Annotated in this window: 22 protein-coding genes and 1 pseudogene; 6 read left to right on the forward strand and 17 right to left on the reverse strand. The window is 36.4% G+C overall.

Annotated elements, in window-relative coordinates; genetic code table 11:
• The first annotated feature begins 20 nt into the window (after positions 1-20).
• The 4 genes from GCWU000282_RS10050 (at position 21) to GCWU000282_RS10065 (ending at position 3,979) form a co-directional block, all read left to right on the forward strand.
• Positions 21-692 (forward strand): response regulator transcription factor, encoded by a 672-nt coding sequence (locus tag GCWU000282_RS10050; protein ID WP_023355005.1) that lies wholly within the window; start codon positions 21-23, stop codon positions 690-692.
• The gene (locus GCWU000282_RS10055; protein WP_023355006.1) at positions 676-2,091 is read left to right on the forward strand and encodes a HAMP domain-containing sensor histidine kinase; all 1,416 of its coding nucleotides are present in this window, start codon (positions 676-678) and stop codon (positions 2,089-2,091) included. The genes GCWU000282_RS10050 and GCWU000282_RS10055 overlap by 17 nt, the downstream gene beginning before the upstream one ends.
• A gap of 76 nt (positions 2,092-2,167) precedes the next feature.
• Positions 2,168-2,887 carry a hypothetical protein gene (locus GCWU000282_RS10060; RefSeq protein ID WP_035040231.1) on the forward strand — a complete coding sequence of 240 codons (720 nt, stop codon included), beginning with the start codon at positions 2,168-2,170 and terminating at the stop codon, positions 2,885-2,887.
• A gap of 279 nt (positions 2,888-3,166) precedes the next feature.
• Positions 3,167-3,979 (forward strand): hypothetical protein, encoded by an 813-nt coding sequence (locus tag GCWU000282_RS10065; protein WP_023355009.1) that lies wholly within the window; start codon positions 3,167-3,169, stop codon positions 3,977-3,979.
• Positions 3,980-4,112: 133 nt separating this feature from the next.
• On the opposite strand, the gene GCWU000282_RS10070 is transcribed toward GCWU000282_RS10065, so the two are convergent.
• The 4 genes from GCWU000282_RS10070 to GCWU000282_RS10085 are packed head-to-tail and all read right to left on the reverse strand — an operon-like array spanning position 4,113 to position 6,435.
• Entirely contained in the window at positions 4,113-4,337 is a 225-nt protein-coding gene (locus GCWU000282_RS10070) for a hypothetical protein (RefSeq protein WP_023355010.1), read from the reverse strand.
• Complete coding sequence (locus tag GCWU000282_RS10075) at positions 4,337-5,047, reverse strand: ABC transporter permease (protein ID WP_023355011.1); 711 nt, start codon at positions 5,045-5,047, stop codon at positions 4,337-4,339. Before GCWU000282_RS10075 ends, GCWU000282_RS10070 begins: the two co-directional genes overlap by 1 nt.
• The gene (locus tag GCWU000282_RS10080) at positions 5,031-5,777 is read right to left on the reverse strand and encodes an ABC transporter ATP-binding protein (RefSeq protein ID WP_023355012.1); all 747 of its coding nucleotides are present in this window, start codon (positions 5,775-5,777) and stop codon (positions 5,031-5,033) included. The genes GCWU000282_RS10075 and GCWU000282_RS10080 overlap by 17 nt, the downstream gene beginning before the upstream one ends.
• Complete coding sequence (locus GCWU000282_RS10085) at positions 5,770-6,435, reverse strand: TetR/AcrR family transcriptional regulator (RefSeq protein WP_023355013.1); 666 nt, start codon at positions 6,433-6,435, stop codon at positions 5,770-5,772. Before GCWU000282_RS10085 ends, GCWU000282_RS10080 begins: the two co-directional genes overlap by 8 nt.
• Before the next feature lie 269 nt (positions 6,436-6,704).
• On the opposite strand from GCWU000282_RS10085, the gene GCWU000282_RS10090 reads away from it, so the two are divergent.
• Both GCWU000282_RS10090 and GCWU000282_RS10095 read left to right on the forward strand, forming a co-directional pair.
• A complete protein-coding gene (locus GCWU000282_RS10090) occupies positions 6,705-7,661 on the forward strand; it encodes an MCP four helix bundle domain-containing protein (protein WP_023355014.1) in 957 nt (318 codons plus the stop codon).
• A gap of 516 nt (positions 7,662-8,177) precedes the next feature.
• Positions 8,178-9,842 carry a WG repeat-containing protein gene (locus tag GCWU000282_RS10095; RefSeq protein WP_023355016.1) on the forward strand — a complete coding sequence of 555 codons (1,665 nt, stop codon included), beginning with the start codon at positions 8,178-8,180 and terminating at the stop codon, positions 9,840-9,842.
• Between the two features lie 240 nt (positions 9,843-10,082).
• Here the strand turns inward: GCWU000282_RS10095 and GCWU000282_RS17530 are convergent, their stop codons facing one another.
• The 13 genes and pseudogenes from GCWU000282_RS17530 to GCWU000282_RS10155 all read right to left on the reverse strand — a co-directional run bounded on the left by GCWU000282_RS17530 (position 10,083) and on the right by GCWU000282_RS10155 (position 24,318).
• A complete protein-coding gene (locus GCWU000282_RS17530) occupies positions 10,083-11,750 on the reverse strand; it encodes an amino acid ABC transporter ATP-binding/permease protein (protein ID WP_207637287.1) in 1,668 nt (555 codons plus the stop codon).
• A gap of 114 nt (positions 11,751-11,864) precedes the next feature.
• Positions 11,865-13,589, reverse strand: a pseudogene (locus tag GCWU000282_RS17535) (ABC transporter ATP-binding protein/permease); the annotation flags it as partial.
• Positions 13,582-14,013: a YbaN family protein gene (locus GCWU000282_RS10105; RefSeq protein WP_035040236.1), complete on the reverse strand. Its 432-nt coding sequence runs from the start codon at positions 14,011-14,013 to the stop codon at positions 13,582-13,584. The gene GCWU000282_RS10105 and the pseudogene GCWU000282_RS17535, both read right to left, overlap by 8 nt.
• Positions 14,014-14,027: 14 nt before the next feature.
• Positions 14,028-15,593 carry a cardiolipin synthase gene (gene cls / locus GCWU000282_RS10110; protein WP_035040238.1) on the reverse strand — a complete coding sequence of 522 codons (1,566 nt, stop codon included), beginning with the start codon at positions 15,591-15,593 and terminating at the stop codon, positions 14,028-14,030.
• 166 nt (positions 15,594-15,759) lie between these two features.
• Positions 15,760-16,044, reverse strand: coding sequence for a type II toxin-antitoxin system RelE family toxin (locus GCWU000282_RS10115; RefSeq protein WP_023355020.1), 285 nt, complete (start codon positions 16,042-16,044; stop codon positions 15,760-15,762).
• The gene (locus tag GCWU000282_RS10120) at positions 16,025-16,300 is read right to left on the reverse strand and encodes a CopG family transcriptional regulator (protein ID WP_023355021.1); all 276 of its coding nucleotides are present in this window, start codon (positions 16,298-16,300) and stop codon (positions 16,025-16,027) included. Before GCWU000282_RS10120 ends, GCWU000282_RS10115 begins: the two co-directional genes overlap by 20 nt.
• Before the next feature lie 80 nt (positions 16,301-16,380).
• Complete coding sequence (locus tag GCWU000282_RS10125) at positions 16,381-17,508, reverse strand: metal ABC transporter permease (RefSeq protein ID WP_023355022.1); 1,128 nt, start codon at positions 17,506-17,508, stop codon at positions 16,381-16,383.
• A complete protein-coding gene (locus GCWU000282_RS10130; RefSeq protein WP_023355023.1) occupies positions 17,501-18,388 on the reverse strand; it encodes a metal ABC transporter permease in 888 nt (295 codons plus the stop codon). The genes GCWU000282_RS10125 and GCWU000282_RS10130 overlap by 8 nt, the downstream gene beginning before the upstream one ends.
• The gene (locus GCWU000282_RS10135) at positions 18,381-19,097 is read right to left on the reverse strand and encodes a metal ABC transporter ATP-binding protein (protein ID WP_023355024.1); all 717 of its coding nucleotides are present in this window, start codon (positions 19,095-19,097) and stop codon (positions 18,381-18,383) included. Before GCWU000282_RS10135 ends, GCWU000282_RS10130 begins: the two co-directional genes overlap by 8 nt.
• A gap of 16 nt (positions 19,098-19,113) precedes the next feature.
• The gene (locus GCWU000282_RS10140) at positions 19,114-20,118 is read right to left on the reverse strand and encodes a metal ABC transporter solute-binding protein, Zn/Mn family (RefSeq protein ID WP_023355025.1); all 1,005 of its coding nucleotides are present in this window, start codon (positions 20,116-20,118) and stop codon (positions 19,114-19,116) included.
• A gap of 294 nt (positions 20,119-20,412) precedes the next feature.
• The gene (locus tag GCWU000282_RS10145) at positions 20,413-21,939 is read right to left on the reverse strand and encodes a DUF4127 family protein (protein WP_051384172.1); all 1,527 of its coding nucleotides are present in this window, start codon (positions 21,937-21,939) and stop codon (positions 20,413-20,415) included.
• Positions 21,932-22,765: a MurR/RpiR family transcriptional regulator gene (locus tag GCWU000282_RS10150; protein WP_023355027.1), complete on the reverse strand. Its 834-nt coding sequence runs from the start codon at positions 22,763-22,765 to the stop codon at positions 21,932-21,934. The genes GCWU000282_RS10145 and GCWU000282_RS10150 overlap by 8 nt, the downstream gene beginning before the upstream one ends.
• The gene (locus tag GCWU000282_RS10155; RefSeq protein WP_023355028.1) at positions 22,765-24,318 is read right to left on the reverse strand and encodes a DUF4127 family protein; all 1,554 of its coding nucleotides are present in this window, start codon (positions 24,316-24,318) and stop codon (positions 22,765-22,767) included. Before GCWU000282_RS10155 ends, GCWU000282_RS10150 begins: the two co-directional genes overlap by 1 nt.
• Positions 24,319-24,320: the final 2 nt, after the last annotated feature.

A 24,320-nucleotide genomic window follows, 5' to 3' on the forward strand; every position in this document is an offset into this window, starting at 1 on the left:
TCTGACTTGGAGGTAAAATTATGAATAAAATACTGGTAGTTGAAGATGACTTAGATATACAGGAACTTTTACAAAATTTTTTACAAGAAAGCGGTTATGACATAACTGTTGCAAACGATGGGCTTGAAGCTATAAATCTTTTTTCTGATGACGATTTTGATCTTATTTTACTTGATATATTGCTTCCTAAAATAGATGGTTTCAGTGTTTGCGAATTTATACGAAAAAAATCTCAAATTCCTATTATTATACTGACCGCCTTAAATGGAGAGAAGGAACAGATAAAAGGACTGGATTTACAAGTTGATGATTATATTACAAAACCTTTTTCTATGCCGGTTTTGGTTAGAAAAATAGCTGCTGTACTCCGTCGTGCAAGTAAAACATCAGATCAGGAACATAAAACCATATCTTATGATAACCTGATTTTAGATTTTGATGATTATTCCGCATCTGTTAACGGCATTTCTTATGAACTGACACAAAGAGAATTTGAAGTGCTTAGAGAATTGCTGTTAAACCGGGGGCGTATTCTTACCAGACAAAATCTTTTAAATAAAATTTGGAAATATGATTTTTACGGTGATGAACGGGTAATTGACACACATATCAAAAATCTTCGTAAAAAGCTTAATATTACTTTTATTCAGACAATCAGAGGGGTGGGGTATAAAATTGATAAAGAAAGTTAAAAGTAGCCTGTTTGCAAAAGTTTTTAGCATTACAATGTTTTCCCTGTTATTTACTGGCTTTTTAGTTTTTGCTATTCTTGCCTTACTTATGCCAAAAACATATTCACAGCAATTAAATAATGACCTCGATATAAAAGTTAAAGCTTTTGTTATAGAACTGAAACAATCTTCTTTTGCAGATAGCGGAAAATTATTCGACCGGTTTATTTATGAAAATAATATTTTTTCTATTGAACTTTATTCAGACAAAGGAGAATTATTAAGCCTACCGACTATTCAGCAGGAAGAGTTTAGTCAAAGTGTCGAAGGATTTGACAGTGCCCAACCGACTTTATCAGCTGCTTATCATTTTTCCTTCCTTGACAAAACAGAAAAATACTCACTTGTTGTATATGGAAAAGCCGAACAGATTCATCAGTTACAACAAAGTTTTCTGCAAATTTTCCCCATTATTTTAATCATAATAATTATAATTGCTTTTTTAATTTCTTGGCTTTTCACACACATTGTCACTTATCCTATACTTAAAGTCTGTAAAATAGCCACTAAAATGTCAGATATGCAGCTTGACTGGCAATTTGAAGAACAAAACACCGATGAATTGGGAACACTGAAAAAATCACTTAATATCCTTGCAAAAAATTTACAAAAAACCTTAACCGATTTACAGGAAGCAAATGCAAAACTTGCAACGGATATAGCACATGAAAAGGCATTAGAACAGGCACAGCTTGACTTTTTTTCTGCCGTGTCACATGAACTCAAAACCCCGATTACTATTATCAAGGGGCAAACAGAAGGCATGCTTTTAAATATCGGAGATTATAAAAATCGGGATAAATTTTTATTCCGTTCACTCGAAATAATAAATACTATGGAAAATATGGTACAGGAAATTTTAACCATTGCATATATAAAATCATCCAAAATAAGTATCAACAAAGAAAATATAGTATTTTCAGATATAATTATAGAGGAATGTAAGCTTTTTGAAGATATTATCATAAACAAAGATATTAACTATATTCAAAATATTTCTCAAAATTTACAAATACAAGGTGATAAAAAATTGATTCAAAAAGTTATCAACAACTTAATATCCAATGCAATCTCTTATTCACCAAAAAATTGTACCATTACCCTGACCGCTTTATCAGAAAATGAAAATGTACTTTTTAGCATAGAAAATACAGGAGTTCATATTCCTGAAAATGAAATTTCCAAATTGTTTGATGCTTTTTATCGCATAGAACAATCACGCAACAGGCAAACAGGAGGTAGCGGTTTAGGTTTATATATCGTAAAGACAATTTTAGATGAACATAATGCTTTATATGGTATCAAAAACACTGAGAAAGGTGTTTTATTCTATATAAAATTTATTCTCTCTACATATTAAAAACATATTCATCACAATGCTGATACAAAAATATCTGATAAGATTAAACTATCAAAAGAAAGGAGGGTCAAACCCTATGAAGAAAAAATTTGCCGTAACTTTAGCTGTTGTAATTGCACTTGGCATAACAACAATGTATACCTATCCGCATATTGCAGCCGGAGCTTTCACCTCTGCACCTCCGCAAAGCGAAACCTCTTCTCATGCTTTAGAGGGTGTAGATATTATCAGTGAAAATGATACAAATGAAACTGAAACAAAATACTCTGTCTACAAAACCTATGGGATGACTTATGATAAAGAAAAAGACCGTTTTTTCTATGAGGGTAAAATGGTACGCTTTTTCAAGGACGACATAGGCGGAGGCAATCTTAATTCATTTTTCTATAGTGAAGGTGTTATAGATGTTTTGCCTATCAGAAATGCAGAAGGCATTTTAACCGGATTAAAGAAAGCTTCCGATGAAGATTTCGCCGCAAGAACAAAGAAAGAAAAAGAATTAAAAAGAGGGATTGAAGATTCACAAAAAAGTATTTCCGATCAATATGACAGCTTTGAAGGAGGTGAGCCTGATTACAAAAATGACAGTATAAGAGATGTTTATGCTCCTTATGGCGTAACCTATGATGCTTTTTCGGGAGCCTGGTTATTTAAGGGAAAAATAATCCATTTTCTGCAAGATGAAGGACAGGCTACCTACTGTGACAACAGTGAAGCTGCTATAGCAAATGGTATAAATATTGAGGTTATTCGCAGTAAAGACGGTAAAATCAAAACTCTGAAAGTAAAAGACTAATCATTAGTCAATTAACCAAATTCTCATATCTTTGTAACTGCCATTAAACCCCCAAAGTCGGAAATTACCCCTGCTTTGGGGGCTTATTATTGTTTCGGGGTTATTTATCACTGTCTTTCTTTGCCCCACTTTTCCCACATTTTTTCCCGAAACTCCTTACATTTTTAAGGGGATTTTACCTAAATTTCAGCGTTATACTATACACAGATAAAGCGATAAGACATCGGTTATCAAAACTATACAACAAATAAACCAAACAACGAAAGGAAGGTATTTATTATGAAGAGATTAGCAATTTTAGCAGTAGCAGGAAGTTTAGCAGTAGCAGGAGCTACAGCAGGATTAAGCACAGTTAAAGCGGCAGACACAAAGAAGAGTGTAGAAACCGGTAAGAAGGGCGGCAATAAAAATATAGATTTTAGAGAAATAGATAAAGATTACTTCGCTTATCCGGGTGATACTGATTTCAGGGAAACCGACAAGAACTTCTTTGCTTACCCTGATGACATGGATTTCAGAGAATTGGACAAAAATTTCTTTGCTTATCCGGGAGATAGCGAAGATTCCCCTTCTCTTTCAGAATTCCTGAAAAAGGATACTAAGCTTACAAAGGCAGAAAAAAAATCCCTGACAGAGGATTATAATAAGCTTGAGAAAACACGTAGGGATATTGAAGAAACCGCAGAAGAGATAGAAAGGATTACAAACAAGATTACGGATAAATGGGCTATAGCAGATAAGATTGATGAAGTTGCAAATAAACATCAGGCTATCTGGGATAAGGTTTATGAGAATGCAACCGATGAAGACCTTGCAATTGAGGATAATATAGAGTTCATCAAGTCCTCAAAGGCTCTTACCGACGAGGAAAAGACAACTCTCATAAAGGCAGAAGAAGAACTTAAAACACTCAATGAAGAGCATGACAAGCAGTATAACAAGGTTGAAGAAGCAACCAAAGAGCTTACTGCAAAGCTTGACTCCCTTTACAAGGATGTGGAAAATCTTATAGATAAGATGCAGCCTTTAGCTAATAAGCTTGGTGAAGAATTTAAGGAAAATTTCGGATTTGTAGAGATTATGCCTTACTAAACCCCTATTACTTACACATAAAAATTCATTAGGTAACCTCAAGCCGCCAAAGCAGGAATTCTCCCCCTGCTTTGGCGGTTTTAATTATAATAGTTTTCAGTTTATCTCCCGGATACGTATATTTAACCTTAGGCTATCGCATCTGCACAAAGCCGCTTATTACAGCAACAATGCCTAATACAAAACAAATAAGACCGGCATAAGAGGCACCTTTCTTCTCTTTTAGTCCCCTGTTTTTGAACAACAGAAAAATTCCTAAAAGTATAAGTACAATCCCGGATCCGATGCTGAATACATGCAGCCCCGGTGATATGCTTTCAAGCAATTTATCTACTGTTCCCTCTATCTTCTTTTCCATTATTCAACCTCCATAACATTTACTTTTTTAATTAAAAATATTGAAAATACTGTTCCGACAAATATCATCACTGTCGTTAACACATACATCGTAACCCTGTTTAAGCTTGCATTTATCACTATATTGCACATTAACGAAGCAATAAGTACTGCAGAAACTATGGTAGTCGGTATCGATTTTTTTATAAACCCGATTCCTACAGCCGCCACTCCGATACTTGCGGCTATGAGAGACATGATAAGAGTGTTTTCAACCACCTTCAGCATAATGGAAAGTGTAAAATCTTTTCCCACGAGATGAATGAAATTTTCGGTTATACCGAATGTCAGGAAAACAATAAGGTTGCAGGCAATCATAGAAATGACGGAAAAGCCTGATACAACGCCCAGCTTTGATAAAATAATTTTTTTACGACTCACCGGGTATGAAAAAAGTAAAATAGGCCGTTTCCCCGAATAATCTTCAATAATAAACTTTGAATACATAACCGATGACATCACACAAAATACCGCCATACTGAAAACTCCGAACAAAGGAATGAGATTATTGTATCCCGAAAAAATCGCCATATCTTTATCGTTAGGCTCTATTAGGGGTGCATAGGCAAAAAGAAACAGGAAGCCTAACATTATGATTGTTATAATAGTCCCGGCTATTATATAAGTATTAAGTTTGTTTTTTTTCAATTCTAATCTAATAAGTGTTTTCATTATCTTCTTTTCTCCCTGTCATTATATCCATAAAATAATCCTCAAGTCCTGAAGGATATTCTGCTTTTACTTTCGCCATCGGAACCTCTCTTATAATCGTTCCATTGACGATTACTCCAACGATATCCGCAATATGTTCAACTTCAGTTAAAATATGGCTGGAAATGAGCAAAGTCATTCCTTCCGTCTTCGCCAGGTTTACAAACAAATCCCGCATTTCCCTGATTCCCATAGGATCAAGCCCATTAATCGGTTCATCCAAAATCAGCAGCTGAGGCTTGTGGATAATTGCTCTTGCAATGGCTAAACGCTGGCGCATACCCAGAGAGAACTTTGATACAGGCTGAATACCCGTATCATCCAGGCCTACTTTCGATAAGATATCTGTTATATCACCACTCTCCTTACCCATATATTCCAGATGTATTTGTAGATTTTCCGCTGCTGACAAATGTTCATAAAATATCGGCGTTTCAATCAAAGTGCCAATTTCAGATAAAATACTGCTTCTTTCCAAAGTAACGTCCTTTCCTAAGACGTGAGCCTTGCCCATAGTTGGTGTAATCAATCCCGATAAAAGCTTGAATATGGTTGTTTTCCCCGCTCCGTTTGCCCCTAAGAAGCCGTAAATCGTGCCTTTTTCCACACTCATATTGCAGTTTTTGATTACTTCTTTACCCGAGAAAGTTTTTGTAAGATTCTTTGTTTCAACTATTAAAGTATTATTCACCGACTTTGTCCTCCCTGCCATATAATTTGCGTAATAATTCCAGAGATTTTTCAATAAATCCATCACTTAATACATCTATTCCTATTGACTTCATAAGGTATTGCAAAAATTTCAATCGTGATGACAGCTTATCACCGGTACAGTCAAAAACAGCGGGATCACACCATACATTTAACAGCAGCAGAAAAACCTCTGCACATTCATCCGGGGAATTCGTAACCAGTGAACCATCCGCAATTCCCCTCTTGATAATCTCCGAAACAAAGGCAGAATCTTTGTTTACACAGCTTTGCATATATGACAAAACAAATTCCGCACTTTTCATTCTAACGCTCATCACATCATCCAGATAATGTGCTTTTTGGTTTTCAAAATTTCTTTCCAAAATAAGCTGTAATTGTTCTTTACCGCTCAATGAGGATGTTTCTGACAGAAAACTCTCCATCGCATCCTTTACTGACTGCGCCTGCCTTTCCGTAACAGACTTGATAATTTCATCTTTTGACTGAAAATGATGATAAATAGCACCCTTTGATATTCCGGCAGTTTTAGCTATATCCATCATACTGGTCTTATCAAATCCCTTTTCCAAAAACAACTTTGCCGATACGGATAAGATAGTTTCAATAGTTGCCTGTGAATTGTATTCTTTTGACATAAAAATAATACTCCTTTAACAAAACCGACCGTTCGGTTTTTTTATTTTGATAATACACCTTTTACGATTTCTTGTCAAGCAATTTAAAAATAAACTATCATATTCCGGTTTTGCCCCAATTTTCACACACTATTTCCCTACACTCCTTACGTTTTTAAGGAGATTTTACCTAAATTTCGGCGCTATACTATACACAGATAAAGCGATAAGACATCGGTTATCAAAACTATAAAACAAATAAAACAAACAACGAAAGGAAGGTATTTATTATGAAGAGATTAGCAATTTTAGCAGTAGTAGGAAGTTTAGCAGTAGCAGGAGCTACAGCAGGATTAAACACCGTTAAAGCGGCAGACACAAAGAAAGGTGTAGAGACCGACAAGAAGAGCTGCAATAAAAATATTGATTTCAAAGAAACCGACAAAAACTTCTTTGGCTATCCAAATGATACTGATTTCAAGGAAACTGATAAGAACTTCTTCGGGTATCCAAATGATACTGATTTCAAAGAAACTGACAAGAACTTCTTCGGCTATCCAAATGACACTGATTTCAAGGAAACTGACAAGAACTTCTTCGGCTATCCTAATGACACTGATTTCAGAGAAACCGACAAGAACTTCTTTGGGTATCCAAATGATACTGATTTCAAAGAAACAGACAAAAACTTCTTTGCATATCCGGGAGATGATGAAGATTCCCCTTCTCTTTCAGAATTCCTAAAAAATGATAAAAAGCTTACAAAGGAAGAGAAAAAGTCTTTAACAGAGGATTATGATAAGCTTGAGAAAACACGCAGAGATATTGAAGAAACCACAGAAGAGATAGAAAGGATTACAAACAAGATTACGGATAAATGGGCAATCGCAGATAAAATTGATGAAGTTGCAAATAAGCACCCGACTATCTGGGACAAGGTTTATGAGAATGCAACTGATGAAGACCTTGCAATTGAGGATAATATAGAGTTTATCAAATCATCAAAGGCTCTTACCGATGAGGAAAAGGAAACTCTTATAAAGGCAGAGGAAGAGCTTAACACACTTAAAGAAGAGCATAACAGGCAGTATAACAAGGTTGAAGAAGCTACCAAAGAGCTTACTTCTAAGCTTGACTCACTTTACAAGGATGTGGAAAATCTTATGGATAAGATGCAGCCTTTAGCTAATAAGCTTGGTGAAGAATTTAAAGAGAATTTCGGATTTGTAGAGATTATGCCTTACTAAGCCAAAATTATCCTCACCTATAAACCATATACCTCTTTATAGTGGTTATCCACGAAATATCAGTAACTGTCACAGTCTAAGAATTGCGGTAGTTTACAGGATATTTCGTGGATAATTTTATTTGACTTATTACTTATTTAGCGATACAAGTGTCAAAAGTATAAAAACTCGATTGGGGCTTGCTTGCAAAAAAATTTATTATCTTTTGACACGCAAAAAAATATGAATAAGCAGCTATTTTTACAAAAATTAGCGGATTATGAATATTTTTGCAAGAATTACGATTGACGAAACCGGAGAAATCCTGTATCAATATTTCGTTCACTATTATTTCTGTGTATTTTATTCCGATGGTATTTTAAGTCTATATATAAAAATTATATTAATTTTTCAGTTAATTGTTGATTTTGAGAATAATTATTGGTACACTTATAAAAATGACAAGTATATTGCCATTTTTATAACAATATTTTAAATCTTTATTGATTTAACCAATGAGAAAAGGGGGACTAAATTATGAGTAGGAACAAAATGTGGTTAAAAGTTTTCAAAAGGTTGAGTATCCTTTTGGTATTTGCAATGGTAATCGGACTATTCCACACACAGGCTGCCTTCGCCCGGATAACTGCCAAAAAAAAGTATGAGGTAATAAGAGCTTTTAAAGATCTTTCGGTTGTAAAAAAAGGTAATAAGATGGGGATCATAGATAAGGACGGTAAACTGATCGTTCCTTTCCTGTATGATTCTCTTTGGCGAACAGTCGGCACTGATAGGTTCCGTGCAACAATAAATAAAAAAGCAGGTGTTATCGACAAGAATAATAACCTCCTTGTCCCGATTACCTACTTCGATTTACTTCCATTTGGCACAAAAGTGTATATAGCTGTCAAACAAGATGAGTCAGGAAATAGAACTTATGGAATCATCGACTACAATAACAATACTACATTGGAATTTGAGTATAGTATATACTATGATGACAACTATGAAGATGCGGATGATACCAGCGATGATAGATACAAACCTGAATACGGAACTAAGGAATATGAGTACGCTGAGGTAAGAAGTTCTAACGGAAAACGTGGTTATGCCGACAATAACGGGAAATTGTTTATTCCTTGTAAGTACGATGACTTAAACAATACCGGTAACGGCTATATCACAGCAAAAGATGGCAATAAATGGGGCATTTTAGATAGTAGGAATCAGGAAGTTATTCCTTTCATCTATGATGGACTGGGATTTTTCGATGAAAATGGTCTTGCCGTTGCAAAGCAGAATGAAAAATATGGCATGATAAATAAAAGCAATGAAACCGTAATACCTTTCAGCTATGATAATTTATACACCTTTGACGGAAACGGTCATGCACTTGCAAAGCAATCCGGCAAATTTGGATTTATAAATAAAAACAATGAAATTGTAATTCCTTTTGAGTATGAGTATCTAAATCATTTTTACGAAAATGATTACGCTGAGGCAAAGAAGTCCGGTAAATATGGATTTATAGATAAAAATAACAATATACTGGTTCCTTTTGAGTATGATGCTTTAACGTTTTTTAACGACAGCGGTTTAAGCATAGCAAAGAAATCGGGAAAAGCAGGAATTTTAGATAAGACCGGTAAAGTAATTATTCCTTTTGAGTACGATGAAGTATACAGTTTTGACAAAGATGGTCTTGCTATCGCAAAAAAGTCAGGAAAATATGGCATGATAAATAAAAACAATAAAACTGTAATTTCTTTCAAGTATGACGATATTGATTTTAATGGTTTCAATTACGGCCTTATAGCTTTAGAAAAATCCAAAAAATGGGGATATGTAAACAGGAAAAACAGGGTTGCGGTTCCTTTTGTATACAGTTATGGTTATCGTTTTCAAAAGAGCGGTTTTGCAGTTGTGCGGAAGTCAAAAAAATACGGTGTTATAAACAAACTCAATAAAATAATAATACCGTTTCAGAATGATGGCATTCATGAGAGTGGCTTTAGTGAAGGTCTTTTAGGTGTAAAACGGTATGGTAAATGGGGATTTGTAAATACGAAAAACAGGGTTGTAATTCCATTTAAGTATGATACAGTCTATCCTTTTGAAAAAGGAAAAGCTGTTGTCGAAAAAAGAGGTGTCAAGTATTATATTGATAAGAAAGGAAAGCTTTATGAATACACAGAGGAGTAGTTAAAAATTATAACTTTTATCATAGATTAAAATCAGAAGATGAATTTTTAATAAACTACTCATTAAACCCAAATTAAATTTATTTAAACTAATAGGGCTGCCGTACCAAGAAAATGATATACAAAATACTATCAGTTAACAATAAGTTTACCATATTTTGTAGTATTTTCCGTTAATGCGACAGCCTTATTTTATATTGTCTTATTTTATATTGTCTTATTCTATATAGAAGATTACTTCCTATCCCATCTCCACCATTTCATCCACAATATTCATAGTAGAATCCCTGTGTGAAACAAGAAGTATGGTTCTGCCCTTACTCTTTTCCTTCAGTGCCTTCAAAATGATTCCTTCATTTAATGAATCCAGATTGCTGGTTGGCTCGTCAAGTAAGATAAACGGTGCATTGTAAAGAAAGGCCCTTGCTATGCCAAGTCTCTGCTTTTCTCCGCTTGAAAGCGTATCGCCGAGCTCTCCCACCTTAGTGTCGTAACCATTCGGAAGACTTGTAATAAATTCATCTATTGAAGCAGCTTTTGCCGCTTCCTTTATTTCACCAAGTTTAGCCTCAGGCTTGCCAAGTGCTATATTTTCAGCTATTGTGCCTGTAAAAAGGTGGGTTTCCTGTGTCACATAGCCCTCTAATTTTCTTAAGTCCTCTGTGACAATCTTCTTAATATCCTTGTTTGAAATAAGAATCTTACCACTGTCAGTCTCCCAAAATCTCATAAGGAGCTTAAGGAAGGTGGACTTACCTGAGCCGCTTGCCCCATGTATGCCTAAAATTTTGCCCTTCTTTATATCAAGAGTAAAATCTTCAAGTATCTTCTTATCTCCGTAAGAAAAGTCCACAGCCTTAGCCTTAACCCCTGTAAACTTAGACAGAGAAATACTGCCATTTCCTGCTTCTACCTCTGCCACCTCAGGCTCTTCCTCAAGCAGGGCAAGTACCCTTTCTCCGCTTGCAAGAGTCTGATTTAAATTATTTGAAAGGGCTGAAAGTGCCACTACAGGTCCAAAGGAACTCATCATTGCTACAGTACAGATTACAACAGCTTCAAACTCAATAAGACTATTACTGTAAAGAATAAGAGTAAGCAGCAACATTCCATACGAGAATAGCTGAATGGCTCCGACCGTAAATCCTCTCTGCCTGCCCTCTGCCTCTGCAAGTTCTTTCTGAATTTTAGACAAATTGACCGACTTATCATAAATAGCCTTTTTCTTTTTCTCCCCTGCTCCATACTGTATAGTCTCATCTATACCACGAAGCTCACCGAGAACAAAGCTCGAAAGCTCGCCCACGGCATTTCTGAATTTCATTCCGAGGGTACCGCCTCTTTTACCGTTTATAAGCGGTATAACTACACCGATTACAATATACGCAATAAGTGCAAGTACTCCTGCTGCCACCGAGTAGCTTCCTATGAAAATAATCATTATAAGTGAAACTGTAATAGCTATGGCTATAGGTGAAATCGTATGTGCATAAAATACTTCCAAAAGCTCAATATCAGTCGTTATTATTGAAATAAGATTACCCTTGTCCCTGCCTTCAAGCTTGGCAGGACAGAGTTTTCTAAGGGCCGCAAACACCTTATGTCTGATAACTGCAAGCAGCTTAAACGCTATAAAATGATTGCAATACTGCTCTATATAGTGGAAAATTCCCCTAAATACGGCCACCAGTATCATAGCTGTCATAATACCTGTTATTTTCCCGGAAACTCCCGCATTGTCAGTAAGATATTTTACCGTATCCGACAAGAAGCCTCCTGTAGCCATTCCCAAGGTCTTAGCTCCAAGAATAGTCAGTGAAATCGCACAGAGATAGCCTGTTACTCCAAGTAAAACAGCTATAGCCATAATGTGTAATAACGGTTTTATCAGAACTATAAGCTTGCCCATAATGGCTATACCGCTTCTGCGTCCTTCTTTAGCTTCCTCATATTCTGTTTCTTCTCCGGCTTCCACACCTTCAGCCACTACAGCCTTTCTTATATTAGGCTTTAACTCCTTTTTCTTAGCATAGGCTTCAAGGGCGGTCTGCGAGTTAAATAACTTTGCGTATTCTCCCTGCTTGGCCAAAAGCTCGTTATGCGTACCGCTTTCAGTTATTTCACCCTTATTCATCATATAAATATTGTCAGACTCTGTTACATTGTAAAGTCTGTGGGAAATCATAATTACTGTACGCTTACCCGCAAGACTTTTTATTACTTCCATTATCATTTCTTCGCTTTCGGCATCTATATTGGAAGTAACCTCATCAAATATCATTACCTCTGATTTAGAAAGCAAGGCTCTTGCAAGGGCAAGTCTCTGCGCCTGACCTCCTGAGAGATTGCCTGCTTTCTCGGCAATCACTGTATCAAGTCCGTCTCTTTCCCTAAAAAGTTCATCCAGACGTACCTTCCTAAGCACCTCCCACAGCATTTCAGGAGCCGCATGCATGTTTGCCATCTTCAGGTTTTCTTCTACAGTTCCCTTAAAAAGGTAGCCGTTTGATTTAACCAAGGTCACCTTTTTAAGAAGTGAGGCTTCATTTATATCTCTTAGTTCCTTAGTTCCAAGCTTTATACTGCCGCTATAGCCTTTATTCCTGCCTGAAATTATTCCGACAACAGTACTTTTACCGCAGCCTGATTCACCTACTATGGAAGTAAAGCTTCCCTGAGGAAAAAGCATATTTACATTTTTTAATATCTCCCGCTCAGCATCATAATTAAAATTCACATTTTCAAGGCTGATTACAGGTATGCCTCCCTCAACATCTTCCTCTCCCTTTTCGCCCTCTTCCATGTCAAGAAGTTCAAATATCTTGTCCGAAGCAGACATTCCGTTCATGGCTATGTGGAAATATGAACCTAAAAGCCTAAGCGGAAGGAAGAATTCAGATGCAAGTAAAATTACTGTAAGCATTCCTGCAAGAGTTATTTCTCCCTTCAGAAAATAACTTATTCCCACCAGCATACCGACTGCCGCACCGCCGTAAGCAAGTATGTCCATAACAGTTGTTGAAATAAGCTGCATGGTAAGCACCCTCATTGTAATTTTTCTAAAATGAGAAGCTTCTACATCCATTTCTTCAGCTTTTCTCTCATCCGCCCTGTATATTTTCGAAGTTGTAAGTCCCTGTAAATTCTCTAAAAAAGTATCTCCGAGGTCTGAATAAACTCCCCAGTATTTCTTAAAAAGCCTCCCGGCTATTTTCATAACCGCTACTATGGAAACCGGAATGAGTGGAACTAAAAGAAGAAGTATAAGGCTTACAACAAAGTTCACCTTTATGGCAAGCACAATAAAAAGTATAATCGGAGCCGACATACTGTAGGCAAACTGTGGAAGATATCTGCCAAAATAGGTCTCAAGCTGTTCAACTCCTTCTGAGCTGAGCTGAACCACCTGTGAGGTTGAAACCTTTTCCCTGTATCCTGCACCAAGCCGTAGAAGCTTGTCGTAAATCTTCTCCCTTATTACCCTTTTTACGTCCACACTTGCAAGATAAGCTTCTTTTGCTTCCAGTTCCTCACAGGTCACCCTGATTATATAAACTATTACAAAGGTTATAATTGCAATGAGGAGTGCATCCCTGTCAAGCTTTCCTCCCACAGCGTTCTCAAGGACGTTTGCGAGTGTAAATACAAGAACAATCTGAGCTGTTAAAGACAATATCTGCAATAAAATATGATAAATAATATGCTTACCTGCCTGCGACAAAAGTCCTATCAATCTCTTTTTAATCATTTTCCCCACCCTCAATTTCTAAAACTTCAGTAGGCTGTCTCTCTTCTTCCAAAGTTTTGATGCCAAATATAAAGTAAAGTACATGACACACCCAGACTATTGCAAGAACAATCCTGCCAACCGGAACATGCTTCATCATAATGAAACCAAATGCCATTACCAAAGTTACACAGGCTACTATCCTGATTTTGGTTTTAACCGTCATTCCCTTTTTATTTACAAAACTCTCAAGGTTTTTCTTGTAAAGCTCTGTTGAAATAAACCACTTATGAAGCCTGTCAGAGCTTTTGGCAAAGGCAAAAAGGGTAAGCATATAAAACGGAAACGAAGGCAGCAAGGGTACTATAACTCCTACCGTGCCTAAGCCAAAGCCTATGAAACCAAGTATTATCCATATTATTTTTATAATTTTATGTTTTTTCATAATGACCTCTTTCATTATAACAATTCCGCAAATAATCTTAGGAAAAGCTGTCCCAATCTTATTACAGATTTTCTGCCCGTCCTGTATTCTTCAGTTACCTCCCTGCATTGCTTAAATGTCCTGTCAAAATCTTCCCTCATGGCTATAGCACAGGTGTTATCCACTATGAAGCAGCTATTTTCAAAACTATGATAAAGGCTTCTGTAATCTAAATTTATAGTACCGCAAACCGCCATTTTATCATCTGTTACGCTCATTTTCGAATGGCAAAACCCGGGAGTCCACTCGTATATTCTCACTCCGTTTCTTACAAGTCCGTTGTAGAAAGAGCGTGTCACTCTGTATACCATTTTCTTGTCAGGAATACCGGGGGTGATTATTCTCACATCTACACCTCTTTTAGCCGCAAGCGAAATAGCACGAATCATTTCATCGGTAATAATAAGGTAAGGTGTCATAAAGTAGCAGTATTTCTCCGCCTTATCCACCATGCTCATATACACGTCCTCACCTACCTGCTCATTATCAATCGGAGTATCAGCATAAGGCTGTATAAATGCCTTTCCCTTTGCCACATAATCAATATGCGGAAGATATTTCTTAAAATCCGTATCATCTTTGTCGGAACGCTTGACTGCATTCCACATTTCTAAGAAAGTGATTGTCAACGACCTAACAGCATCTCCTTCAAGTCTTATTCCGCTGTCTTTCCATAAACCATAGGGGTGAGTTATGTTAAAATACTCGTCAGCAAGGTTATATCCCCCTGTGAAGCCCACCTTTCCGTCTACTATAGTCATCTTCCTGTGATCTCTGTTATTTAAGAATACATTGAGACCGGGCATAAACGGATTAAATACCCTGCAATGGATTCCCAGGGTTTCAAGCCTGTTTGCAAAATCCCTGTTGATAAAGCCGATTGAGCCGGCATCATCATAGAATACCCTGACTTCCACGCCGTTTTCTACCTTTTCTATGAGAATTTCTTCAATTCTTCCCCAGGTAACGGCATTTTCTATGGCAAAGTATTCCATAAAAATGAATTTCTCGGCTCGTTTTAATTCGGCAAGCTGTGCCTCAAGTGCCGCCTCCGCATTATCATAATAAATTATATCCGTATTCTCATACATTGGATAACCTGAGGTTTTGCTTATATATTTGGCAATTCCCGAAGCTGTGGGCTCAAGCTCCGTAAGCTTCTCTATGATATGTTTATTCTCAGGTAACAGCGGAAAAATCTGCTCATCTACTTTCTTGTAGCGCTCCCTCATCCTCCTTGTACCACCATTTAAACCTATCAGAAGATAAAGGGTGATTCCGACTACAGGAAATGTCAGTATAATTATTATCCAGGGCATTTTCATAGAAGAGGTTTTATGCTGACCATACAAGACTAATCCAAGCAACACCGATATTACTCTGGTAGCTATATTTACCCATTCAAAGCTACGATTGAGATTGGTCATAAGCGCAATTATAAGCCCTATCTCAAGCAATATGGATAATGCTGCAAAACTCATTCTCTTTATACCGTTTCTGGTTTTACTCTTACTTTCTACCGTTTTTACTTTAACGGGCATCTGCACCTCCGTATCAGCCAGATAATCAATGATTTTCAATATCAATGCTATTGTAACCTAATACGGGATTTTAATCAATTGGAAAAAAGAGGAAAATACTGTAATATGGTACTTAAAGAAGGGCTTAATAACTAAGCTGTCGCAAATTTTGCAACAGCTCAAATAATCATACATTCAGTTTTTTGTAAATATCCCCTCTTGATCCTATATCAATGACATATACAAGCAATTCATTGTCTATAATGCGAAACACAGCCCTATAGTCACCTATTCGTAGTCTGAAGATATCTTCATAGGTTTTAGAATAAAACTTCTTCACATCATAAAATTTAATATTCTCCTTGTCTTCTGCTAATTCTTCAAATGCTTTGAAAAACCTGATACCTATCGCCTTGTTTTTCTTTATGAATTTTTCAGCGGTTTTCGAATACTTAATCTTGTAAAAGTTCATCTAAGCTAAGTTCCTTTCCGCTTAAATTATCAAAGTCAATATTCAAAGCTTCAATTTCTTCCTGTTCATGTTTGTCCATATAAGTGCAATTTGCATTTATATACTCTAACAGGCTCAAATTCTCGCTTTTAGCAATCGCTTTTAAGGCAGTATCTCTTAAAAATTCAGAAAAAGACATACCGCATTTTTTAGCGTAATCATTAATAGTTTCATAAGCTGTAGCAGATAAAGTGATATTTTTTCTAACCATGTTCATAGCATCATCTCCTTATATCTCTATTATACGCACTATACACATTATGTCAACTTATCTTTCTATATTCTTGTACCTCAAGTTCATTCCTCAATCTCTACAAACTTCTCTCTTCCCCTCTCTGTCAAATCATAAATATTCTTATTTATATCTATCCTTATTAACCCTCTTCTAATAAGTCTCCCGGCTATCTTGTCAACCTCCGCCTGTTTCCATTTGAGATGGTCTCTGATTGAGCCTAAGCCCAGTTCTTCAAGTTCTTCTTTCTTGCCGCTGTGGTTTCCTATATGGGTAAGGAAGAGTTCGGGTTTTAACTCACTTTTTCTCTTAAGTCTGATAAATATAGCGGTAATCAGCCCTTCCCTATTAAATAAGAAGGTAATTAAAAATGTAACTCCTGCGACTGCTGCCGTCATTCCCGACATAGATACATTCATAAGAAGCGAAAGCACATAGCCTATAATCGAATTAATAACCGCATAGCCTACCGATATAGCTATCATCACCTTCAAATCTTTGCTTATAAGATAGGCAGCCGCCCCCGGAGTAATGAGGAATGAAACTACCAGAATAGCTCCCACCGCATCAAAGGCTGTAACTGCTGTAAGCGATGAAAGTGTCATCAAAGCATAAAACAGGGCTACAGAGGAAAAACCGGCAAGCTTTGCAAAACCTTTGTCAAAAGTCGTTATTTTAAGTTCTTTAAAAAATATAATTATAAATAGTAAATTTACTATAAATAATATCCCCATTTGTACAAATGCCTTAGGTAAGTCCATTCCAAGAAACTCCGTTCTGTTTAACGGAGCTATTATGACCTCACCCATAAGCACTATGTCTGTATCAAGGTGTACATTTCTGGCAAACTTTGTAATAAGAACTACTGCAAGGGCAAAAAACATAGGGAAAACTATGCCCACCGCATCATCATTTTTAACAAGACCTGTTCCTGAAAGAAATTCTACCGCAAAAACCGTAATTACACCAAATAAAGCCGCCCCCGCTATCAAAAGCGGAGAGCCTACATCTTTTACTATAAAAAAAGCAAGGACTATGCCAAGTAAAACCGAGTGTGAAATTGCATCCGAAACCATTGACAATTTTCTAAGTACTAAAAAAGGACTTAAAAGCGCACAGGCTGTTGCAGTTGCTATAAGCACCAAGAGAGACTCATAGGATATGCTAAAATAAGATATTAATGATTCAATCATTTCCTTCCCGCCTCCTCATCTTTATATTGGAAATCATGCCATGAGGGCCTATTACAAGCGATATTACAGCAAAACTTCCCATCACAAGAATAATGGTCGCTCCTGTACTCATTCCGTCATAAACGGTAGAAATATAAGTTCCGATAAGAGCGGAAACTCCCCCTGTTACACCGGCAATAATTAAAACTTTGCTAAATTTTTCGCTCCATTGCATAGCTGTAATTGCAGGTATTATAAGAAGAGATGAAATGAGGATAGCACCCACTAATTTCAAGCCTGCTGCAATTATTCCCATAGTCATAATGAGAATAATTCCATAAAGTAATACTGTGCGTATGCCTATAGTCCTTGCGTAAATCTCATCAAATAAAAACAGCTTGATTTCCTTGTAAAATAAGATAAGTAAAATCAAAGTCGGTATCCCTATATAAAGTATAAGCTTTACATCATCTTTCATAATATAGGCAGCCTGCCCGAAAATATAGCTTGAAAGCCCTGACTGAGCCGCATCTTTGTATGCACTGTTCCCCTGAATATGGCTCTTTAATACCATGCCTGCTCCAAAAAATGAGGATAAAGTCACAGCCAGTATTGCATCCAGTTCAAGCTTTGAATTTTCTTTTATCACCTGAATAAGCATGAAGGCAGTAGTACCTGATACTACCGCCCCCAGAGTTAAAAGCACAGGCTCTCTTTGCAAGAAGAGCATAAAAGACAGGACAATGCCCGGAAATGCCGCATGTCCTATGGCATCTCCTATAAGAGATTGCCCCTTAAGTACTGTAATACAGCCAACCGCACCGGCTATAGCAGCCAGTAAAAATGTTCCGCTTCCAACTATTAAAAAAGAATAGCTGGTAAGTACATCCATATTAAACATGTTTCATCATCGCCTTTTCTAAGTTCTCGTTTGTAAATACCTCATCTACCTTGCCTGCTGCCACTACCCTTTTATTGATAATGACAACATGGTCAAAATATTCCCTTATTGTAGCAAGGTCATGATGAACTATTACAGCAGTCTTCCCTTTTTTCTGCTCTTCTTTTACAAAATCTATAATTACCTTCTCCGTAACCTTATCTATGCCCGCAAGCGGCTCGTCCATAAAGTACAAATCCGCTTCCTGTGCTATCAGTCTTGCTATAAATACCCTCTGCCTCTGTCCGCCGGAAAGCTTTGATATCTGCCTGTCCTTAAACTCATACATTCCTATCCTTTTAAGTGCAGCCTCCGCCTTTTCCCTGTCTTCCCTTTTAGGATGCCTGAACCAGCCAAGATGTACGTACCTTCCCATAAGTACCACATCCATAACCGTAGTCGGAAAATCCCAGTTTACCTCAGAAGTCTGCGGAATATAGGCTATTTTCTTCTGAACCTTTTTAAGCGGCTCTCCCATAATCAAAATTTCACCTGAAAGTTTCTTTTGAAGTCCCAATATTCCCTTTATTAGAGTAGATTTACCTGCTCCGTTAGGTCCTATAACTGCCGTGACAGAGTTCTTTATTATGTTTATATCATTATCCCTAAGTACAGGTTTGTCGTGGTAGGCTATGGTCAAATCCTCCACCTTTACTATGACTTCTTCCATACCTACCACTCCTTTCTTATTTTAAGTTCTCTGTAATTAATTTTACATTGTGTTTATACATATCTATATAGGTATCTCCGGGCTGTCCTTCAGGTGCAAGTGAGTCTGAGAAAAGTTCGTTTCCTTCACCTCTTACTACTTTCACATCAAAGCCCTTAGCCTTGCAAGCCTCCTTTAACTTCTCCATTCTTGCCGGATCAGTGGTGGACTCTGCAAATATTGCCTTTACCTTATGCTCTACGATAAAATCCACGGTTTTATCTATGTCTTTGTTTGCAACCTCTGAATCAGTACTTACACCCTGTGGTGCTACAACTTCAATATTATACCTTCTTGAAAAATAATTGAAAGCATCGTGAGGTGTAATCAGATATCTTCCACTTTCAGGAATCTCTGCAAGAGCTTTTTTATTTTCTTCATCAAGGGCTGTAAGCTTTTCCAAATATGCCTTGGTATTCTTTTCTATCTCATCCTTCTTGTCAGGAAGAAGTTCTGAAAGCTTAGCTCCCGCATTTGATGTAGCCTCTTTATAAAGGTCAATATCAAACCAAAAGTGAGGATCTATTATAGTCTCTCCGTCCTCTTCCATTTTACCTATCTTGTCTTCCGGAAAAGTTGATGCAACTGCATAACCTTTCTTTTCAAGTACTTCCTGCATCTTGCCTTCAAAGTGAAGCCCATGGAAAAGCACCATATCGGCTTCTGATATCTTCTTTAAGTCCTCAGGCTTTGCCACATAAAGATGTGGGTCTTCTCCGGCAGGAATAATAAGTTCCTTATCTACCATATCGCCTGCCAACTGATTTACCATATCATATAAAAATGAAGTGGTAACTGTTACTTTTTTCTTTGTCATCTGAGAGTCAGTCTCTCCTGAACTTCCCATCACACCGGAACTCATGGTACTTTTAGAGCCTTCATCTTTACTAGAAGTCATTGCCTCTCCCTGACTTCCGGATTTAGCCGAGCTCATTGTATCCTTATTAGTGCCGCCTGTTTTTCCACAGCCTGTTAAAAGCATAATTCCTAACAATAAAAATAATAATGTCTTTCTCAATTTCTTATATTCTCCTTTTTCAGTATAAATTTCAAGCTTGATATTGGTTAGTCTTAACTAACCAATAGATAGTATATTCTTTAGGAGAAGATATGTCAAGGGGTTTTTTTAAGTAATGGAAATCCTAAATTTTATGAATAAATTTCTTAGTTAACGCATCAGGTTTTTCGTAAGCTTTTCGCTATTACGGCGCAGTCACTTACAGAAAAACCATAGCGATTCCGAAATATTATCATTTTATTTTAGTTTTAATATATGTCAATCTACATATTCTACATCCATATCCACTTCAAACATTCTTTTCCATGGTAATGTAAGACTTAATATATTCAGTTTATTCCCTATTGATGATAGCTCATTTTTTATAAATTCTTCAAGTCCTGCTTTAACTACCTGACTTATTATTCCGTCACTCTCCTTAATATCGAAATAATCCATATTGTATTCGGGAAGTTCATTTACCACTTTTTCTCTGACTGATGAACAAAAACCTAAATCCTCAACATATCTGAGTCCCAAAAAATTCTTATGTCTGACCGTATTACCAAAATGATAGAAGTCTACGGCTTCGGCAATAGCTGTACCAACTGTATTTGCCGATGTATTCCATCCTGCATAACCTCCTAACTTCATAAGCAGATTGTTAGAATTTAAAAATCTGACAATCTGTAAATCACCTCCATTGGCATAAGCATTATCCGCTATAGTAATAATCTTTCCCTCTGCCAGTCTGTCAGTTATAAAGTCAAACATTTCAGCTATATTTCTTTCTGCATAATACTCAGGATACTTGGACGGTTGGTTAACCGCCTCTTCCATATTGCCTGCGGGCGCGGTGACTGCCATTATAATATCAGCCGCCTCATAAGATTCCGTGAGCTGGCAACCTGCTGACAAGATATGATACCTGAGTGTACCTGACAGCATATTCCCTTCATATAACGGTATAATGCTCCTTGCCGCATCTGTAGCGTATTTGATATATATCTTCGGTTTCTTGCCTTTAAGCACATTTATCATCCTTGATATAAGAGTAAGAGCCACTTCATCTGCTCCCGGGTACATAAGCACCTTATTCTCCAATCCGTTTTTTATAATCTCTTTTACAATATCCCTTTGATCTATAGCTGCATATCCATATTTACAGCAGTCATCCTGAGGTACTACCAGAGCATCAATTATATTTTCTTTAATAAGCGAAAGCGCAGCTAAGTTAAGTGCCTTATTCACCTTTCTTCTTGAAATATAATCGTCAAGATACTCCTCCGGCACCTTCTCTATAATTTTATCAAGAGGGAATACATTTTCTATTCCCAGATGCCCCTTGTGCATTGCTTCTCCGATTTCATGAATTTCTCTGCCATACTCTCCGTAATAATCAGGTTCTTCAATATCAGTTGAATAAGTCGGACATCTCATTATTATATTGAAGGCATAAATTAATAACTCCGGATTTTCATTTCTTATATTTTTTATTATATTCAGTCTTTCTTTTAATTTTTCTTCTTTTTCATTGTGGATTCTTGAAGGCACAAGTCCCCCATAAAGAAGCATGTCTAATGATATTACAAGACCAGTCGCATCTTTACATTCTTCCATTAAAAATCTGTCTATTTCCTGTAAATTTGCAGGACTTTTTTTATATCCGAGTTTTTTAGGAGTTACTATTTCAAATTCTTCTCCGGAAAACAACTTTTGGGGGAAAATATAATTACAAGGTCTTTCATCTAATGATAATAATACTATTTTTGCTCTTATTCCGTCATATTCTTTTATATTATTCATTTGAAGAAAACTCCTTTCTCTCATCTTTTATTGTCTCGAAGTATAAACGATTTGCCGAACAGTATGTGTAGATTACGTCCATAATTATTAAGATTACCATCTGCCTTGAAACCATATTTGACATTCCTTTGGTGCAGTTTGTCATAATCACTTCATCATACAGTTCCCCCTGTCTTTCATCTGCTGTTATTAGCACCAGGTATGCTCCCTTAAACTTAGCCTTCCTTACCGTTGCCCTTACATCTTCCGTTTCTTCTGACAGATTAAATATAATTATTATGCTGCCCTGCCCCAATGCAGATACTCTCGGTTCCAAAAACTTATTTTGTGTAACCGTACTTATGTCCACTCCAAGATTAAGAAATTTCAGTTTAAAATCTTCAAGTATCGAACTTTCGGCTTCAGAACCTACCATTACTGCTCTTTTCCCACTATTTAAAAGGGAAGCGATTCTTTTTATTTGATTTTCATTTATAAGCTTGAAATTCTCTTCTATCAGCGTATTATAGGCGGACTTTAGGTTATTAGTCAGATAATTTACCTGTTTTTCATTGATTTCATTATTTTTCTCATTTTCAATATCCTTTTCATAAGAATAAATAAATTCTCTGTAACCTTTATATCCGCATTTTTTTGCAAATCTGTGAAGGGAGGCTTCTGAAACATATAAAAGTCCCGATATTTTTTTTGAAGAAAAATTCCTTATTGCTTTATTGGTAATAAAAAATTCACCTATACTTTTTTCAAGCTGTGTCAATTCCGCAAAGTTTTTCTCAATACTCTGCTTTGTTTCATTGTGATAATACTCAAAAAAATAGTTATTCATTATGTTTCCTTTACCTGATTCCGTATTTCTTTAAGTTCAACCATTATTTTGTAAAAAAATATACTGTCCCAGTCAAATTCAAAACACGAAATTTTCCCCTGATATGAGCTATAACATTGACTTAAAAATATATTAAACCACGATTGCAGTTCAGTTAAATACCTTTCTCTTACTATACTATAATTCTCTTTTAATGCATAGGGATTAACAATAGTGCTCCCTTCTTTTATCAACTTCGGAGTTAAGTCAGCCTGACATCTCCAGTCGGATAAAATAAAAGAAAGCTTTAAGCCTTCACTTATCATCCTTTTAGACTTTGGTAAAGAAGTGTAAAAAGACAGAATTATTGTATGCGCCAAAACAACACCTATGGTATTTTGTGCTGTATTCCACCCCCCAAAGGCAGCAACATTTTTAAGTATCCCTTTTTTTAAGGCAGACTTCATAAAATTTTTTTCGCAACCGTTGCAACAGCTTATTTCTGCCAACCCCACATTTTTATTAAACTTCGTTATGTAAAATTCTATAAATCTTAAAAACTCGGGTATATTCATACTAGCCTTAAATGAAGGATCAATTTTTTCTTCCTGTTCCGAAGCTTCTACCTGCTTTGTTCCCGAAACATTTACTGCAAGCATACAATCAGATGTTTCATATGAGTCTGTCAAAAATCCCCCTACAGAATAAATCTGCCATTTTATACTTTCATTTACTGCCCTGTCTTCATACTTAGGTATTACAAAAGGACCGTTTGTCGCGGAATATCTAACATAAACCTTAGGCATATACTGCTTACTTTCACAAAAAACCCTTGCAAAGATGACACTTCCTACTTCATCTGCTCCCGGATGAATAATGACACATTCTGCAACTCCAAGCTCATTTATTCTGTCAAATATAACCTGTGAATCCATAGCTGCCATTCCGTACTCACTGGTATCATCTTTAGGGATAGTCAGTAATTCAAATATATTTTCCGAAAGCAAATCTACACAGGAAAGATTTACAAATCTGTCTGTTTCTCTTCTATTTAAAAAATCATCCAGATATATAGCAGGAATACCGAGTGAATCCATTTCATATTCTTCTTCTTTTGTCAGCTCTCCCCTTTGCTTTCTGTCAAGCAGACAGGTGTATCTCCATATCTTATATCCGTACTTATCCCAATAATCCGGATCTTCAAAACTGCTGTCATATGCGGCAACTCTTGCAATTAAATTAAAGGCATGAATCTTTAACTTTGGAAACTTTTCTTTCAGTATCCTGAAATTATCAAGTCTTTCCCTGCATATTTCTTTTGAAAGAGTATGTATCCTTGAGTTAATGAGGTTTCCATATATCAGGGTGTCTACCGAAAAAATGGCATATTCGCAGTCTGTGGCATTGTCAAATATCCACTTCCATAGCTCCGCTACCTTTGCAGGCTCCTTAAGAAAACCAATTATTTCTTTGGGCGGTCTTAATAAAGATATGTTGTCAGTCAATGTTGACAATAAATACGGGAATTCATAATTACAAGCCCTGTCATCTAACGGAATATATAAAATCTTCATGC

It is taken from the genome of Catonella morbi ATCC 51271 (assembly GCF_000160035.2).
Taxonomy (GTDB): Bacteria; Bacillota; Clostridia; order Lachnospirales; family Lachnospiraceae; genus Catonella; species Catonella morbi.

Coding starts and splice junctions, on each gene's coding strand:
- GCWU000282_RS10150 (WP_023355027.1), bottom strand. CDS start 22,765: ATGAATAACTATTTTTTTGAGTATTATCACAATGAAACAAAGCAGAGT.
- GCWU000282_RS10070 (WP_023355010.1), bottom strand. CDS start 4,337: ATGGAAAAGAAGATAGAGGGAACAGTAGATAAATTGCTTGAAAGCATA.
- GCWU000282_RS10155 (WP_023355028.1), bottom strand. CDS start 24,318: ATGAAGATTTTATATATTCCGTTAGATGACAGGGCTTGTAATTATGAA.
- GCWU000282_RS10135 (WP_023355024.1), bottom strand. CDS start 19,097: ATGGAAGAAGTCATAGTAAAGGTGGAGGATTTGACCATAGCCTACCAC.
- GCWU000282_RS10115 (WP_023355020.1), bottom strand. CDS start 16,044: ATGAACTTTTACAAGATTAAGTATTCGAAAACCGCTGAAAAATTCATA.
- GCWU000282_RS10095 (WP_023355016.1), top strand. CDS start 8,178: ATGAGTAGGAACAAAATGTGGTTAAAAGTTTTCAAAAGGTTGAGTATC.
- GCWU000282_RS10060 (WP_035040231.1), top strand. CDS start 2,168: ATGAAGAAAAAATTTGCCGTAACTTTAGCTGTTGTAATTGCACTTGGC.
- GCWU000282_RS10065 (WP_023355009.1), top strand. CDS start 3,167: ATGAAGAGATTAGCAATTTTAGCAGTAGCAGGAAGTTTAGCAGTAGCA.
- GCWU000282_RS10090 (WP_023355014.1), top strand. CDS start 6,705: ATGAAGAGATTAGCAATTTTAGCAGTAGTAGGAAGTTTAGCAGTAGCA.
- cls (WP_035040238.1), bottom strand. CDS start 15,593: ATGCCCGTTAAAGTAAAAACGGTAGAAAGTAAGAGTAAAACCAGAAAC.
- GCWU000282_RS10125 (WP_023355022.1), bottom strand. CDS start 17,508: ATGATTGAATCATTAATATCTTATTTTAGCATATCCTATGAGTCTCTC.
- GCWU000282_RS17530 (WP_207637287.1), bottom strand. CDS start 11,750: ATGGGCAAGCTTATAGTTCTGATAAAACCGTTATTACACATTATGGCT.
- GCWU000282_RS10130 (WP_023355023.1), bottom strand. CDS start 18,388: ATGTTTAATATGGATGTACTTACCAGCTATTCTTTTTTAATAGTTGGA.
- GCWU000282_RS10075 (WP_023355011.1), bottom strand. CDS start 5,047: ATGAAAACACTTATTAGATTAGAATTGAAAAAAAACAAACTTAATACT.
- GCWU000282_RS10145 (WP_051384172.1), bottom strand. CDS start 21,939: ATGAATAATATAAAAGAATATGACGGAATAAGAGCAAAAATAGTATTA.
- GCWU000282_RS10085 (WP_023355013.1), bottom strand. CDS start 6,435: ATGTCAAAAGAATACAATTCACAGGCAACTATTGAAACTATCTTATCC.
- GCWU000282_RS10105 (WP_035040236.1), bottom strand. CDS start 14,013: ATGAAAAAACATAAAATTATAAAAATAATATGGATAATACTTGGTTTC.
- GCWU000282_RS10050 (WP_023355005.1), top strand. CDS start 21: ATGAATAAAATACTGGTAGTTGAAGATGACTTAGATATACAGGAACTT.
- GCWU000282_RS10120 (WP_023355021.1), bottom strand. CDS start 16,300: ATGAACATGGTTAGAAAAAATATCACTTTATCTGCTACAGCTTATGAA.
- GCWU000282_RS10140 (WP_023355025.1), bottom strand. CDS start 20,118: ATGCTTTTAACAGGCTGTGGAAAAACAGGCGGCACTAATAAGGATACA.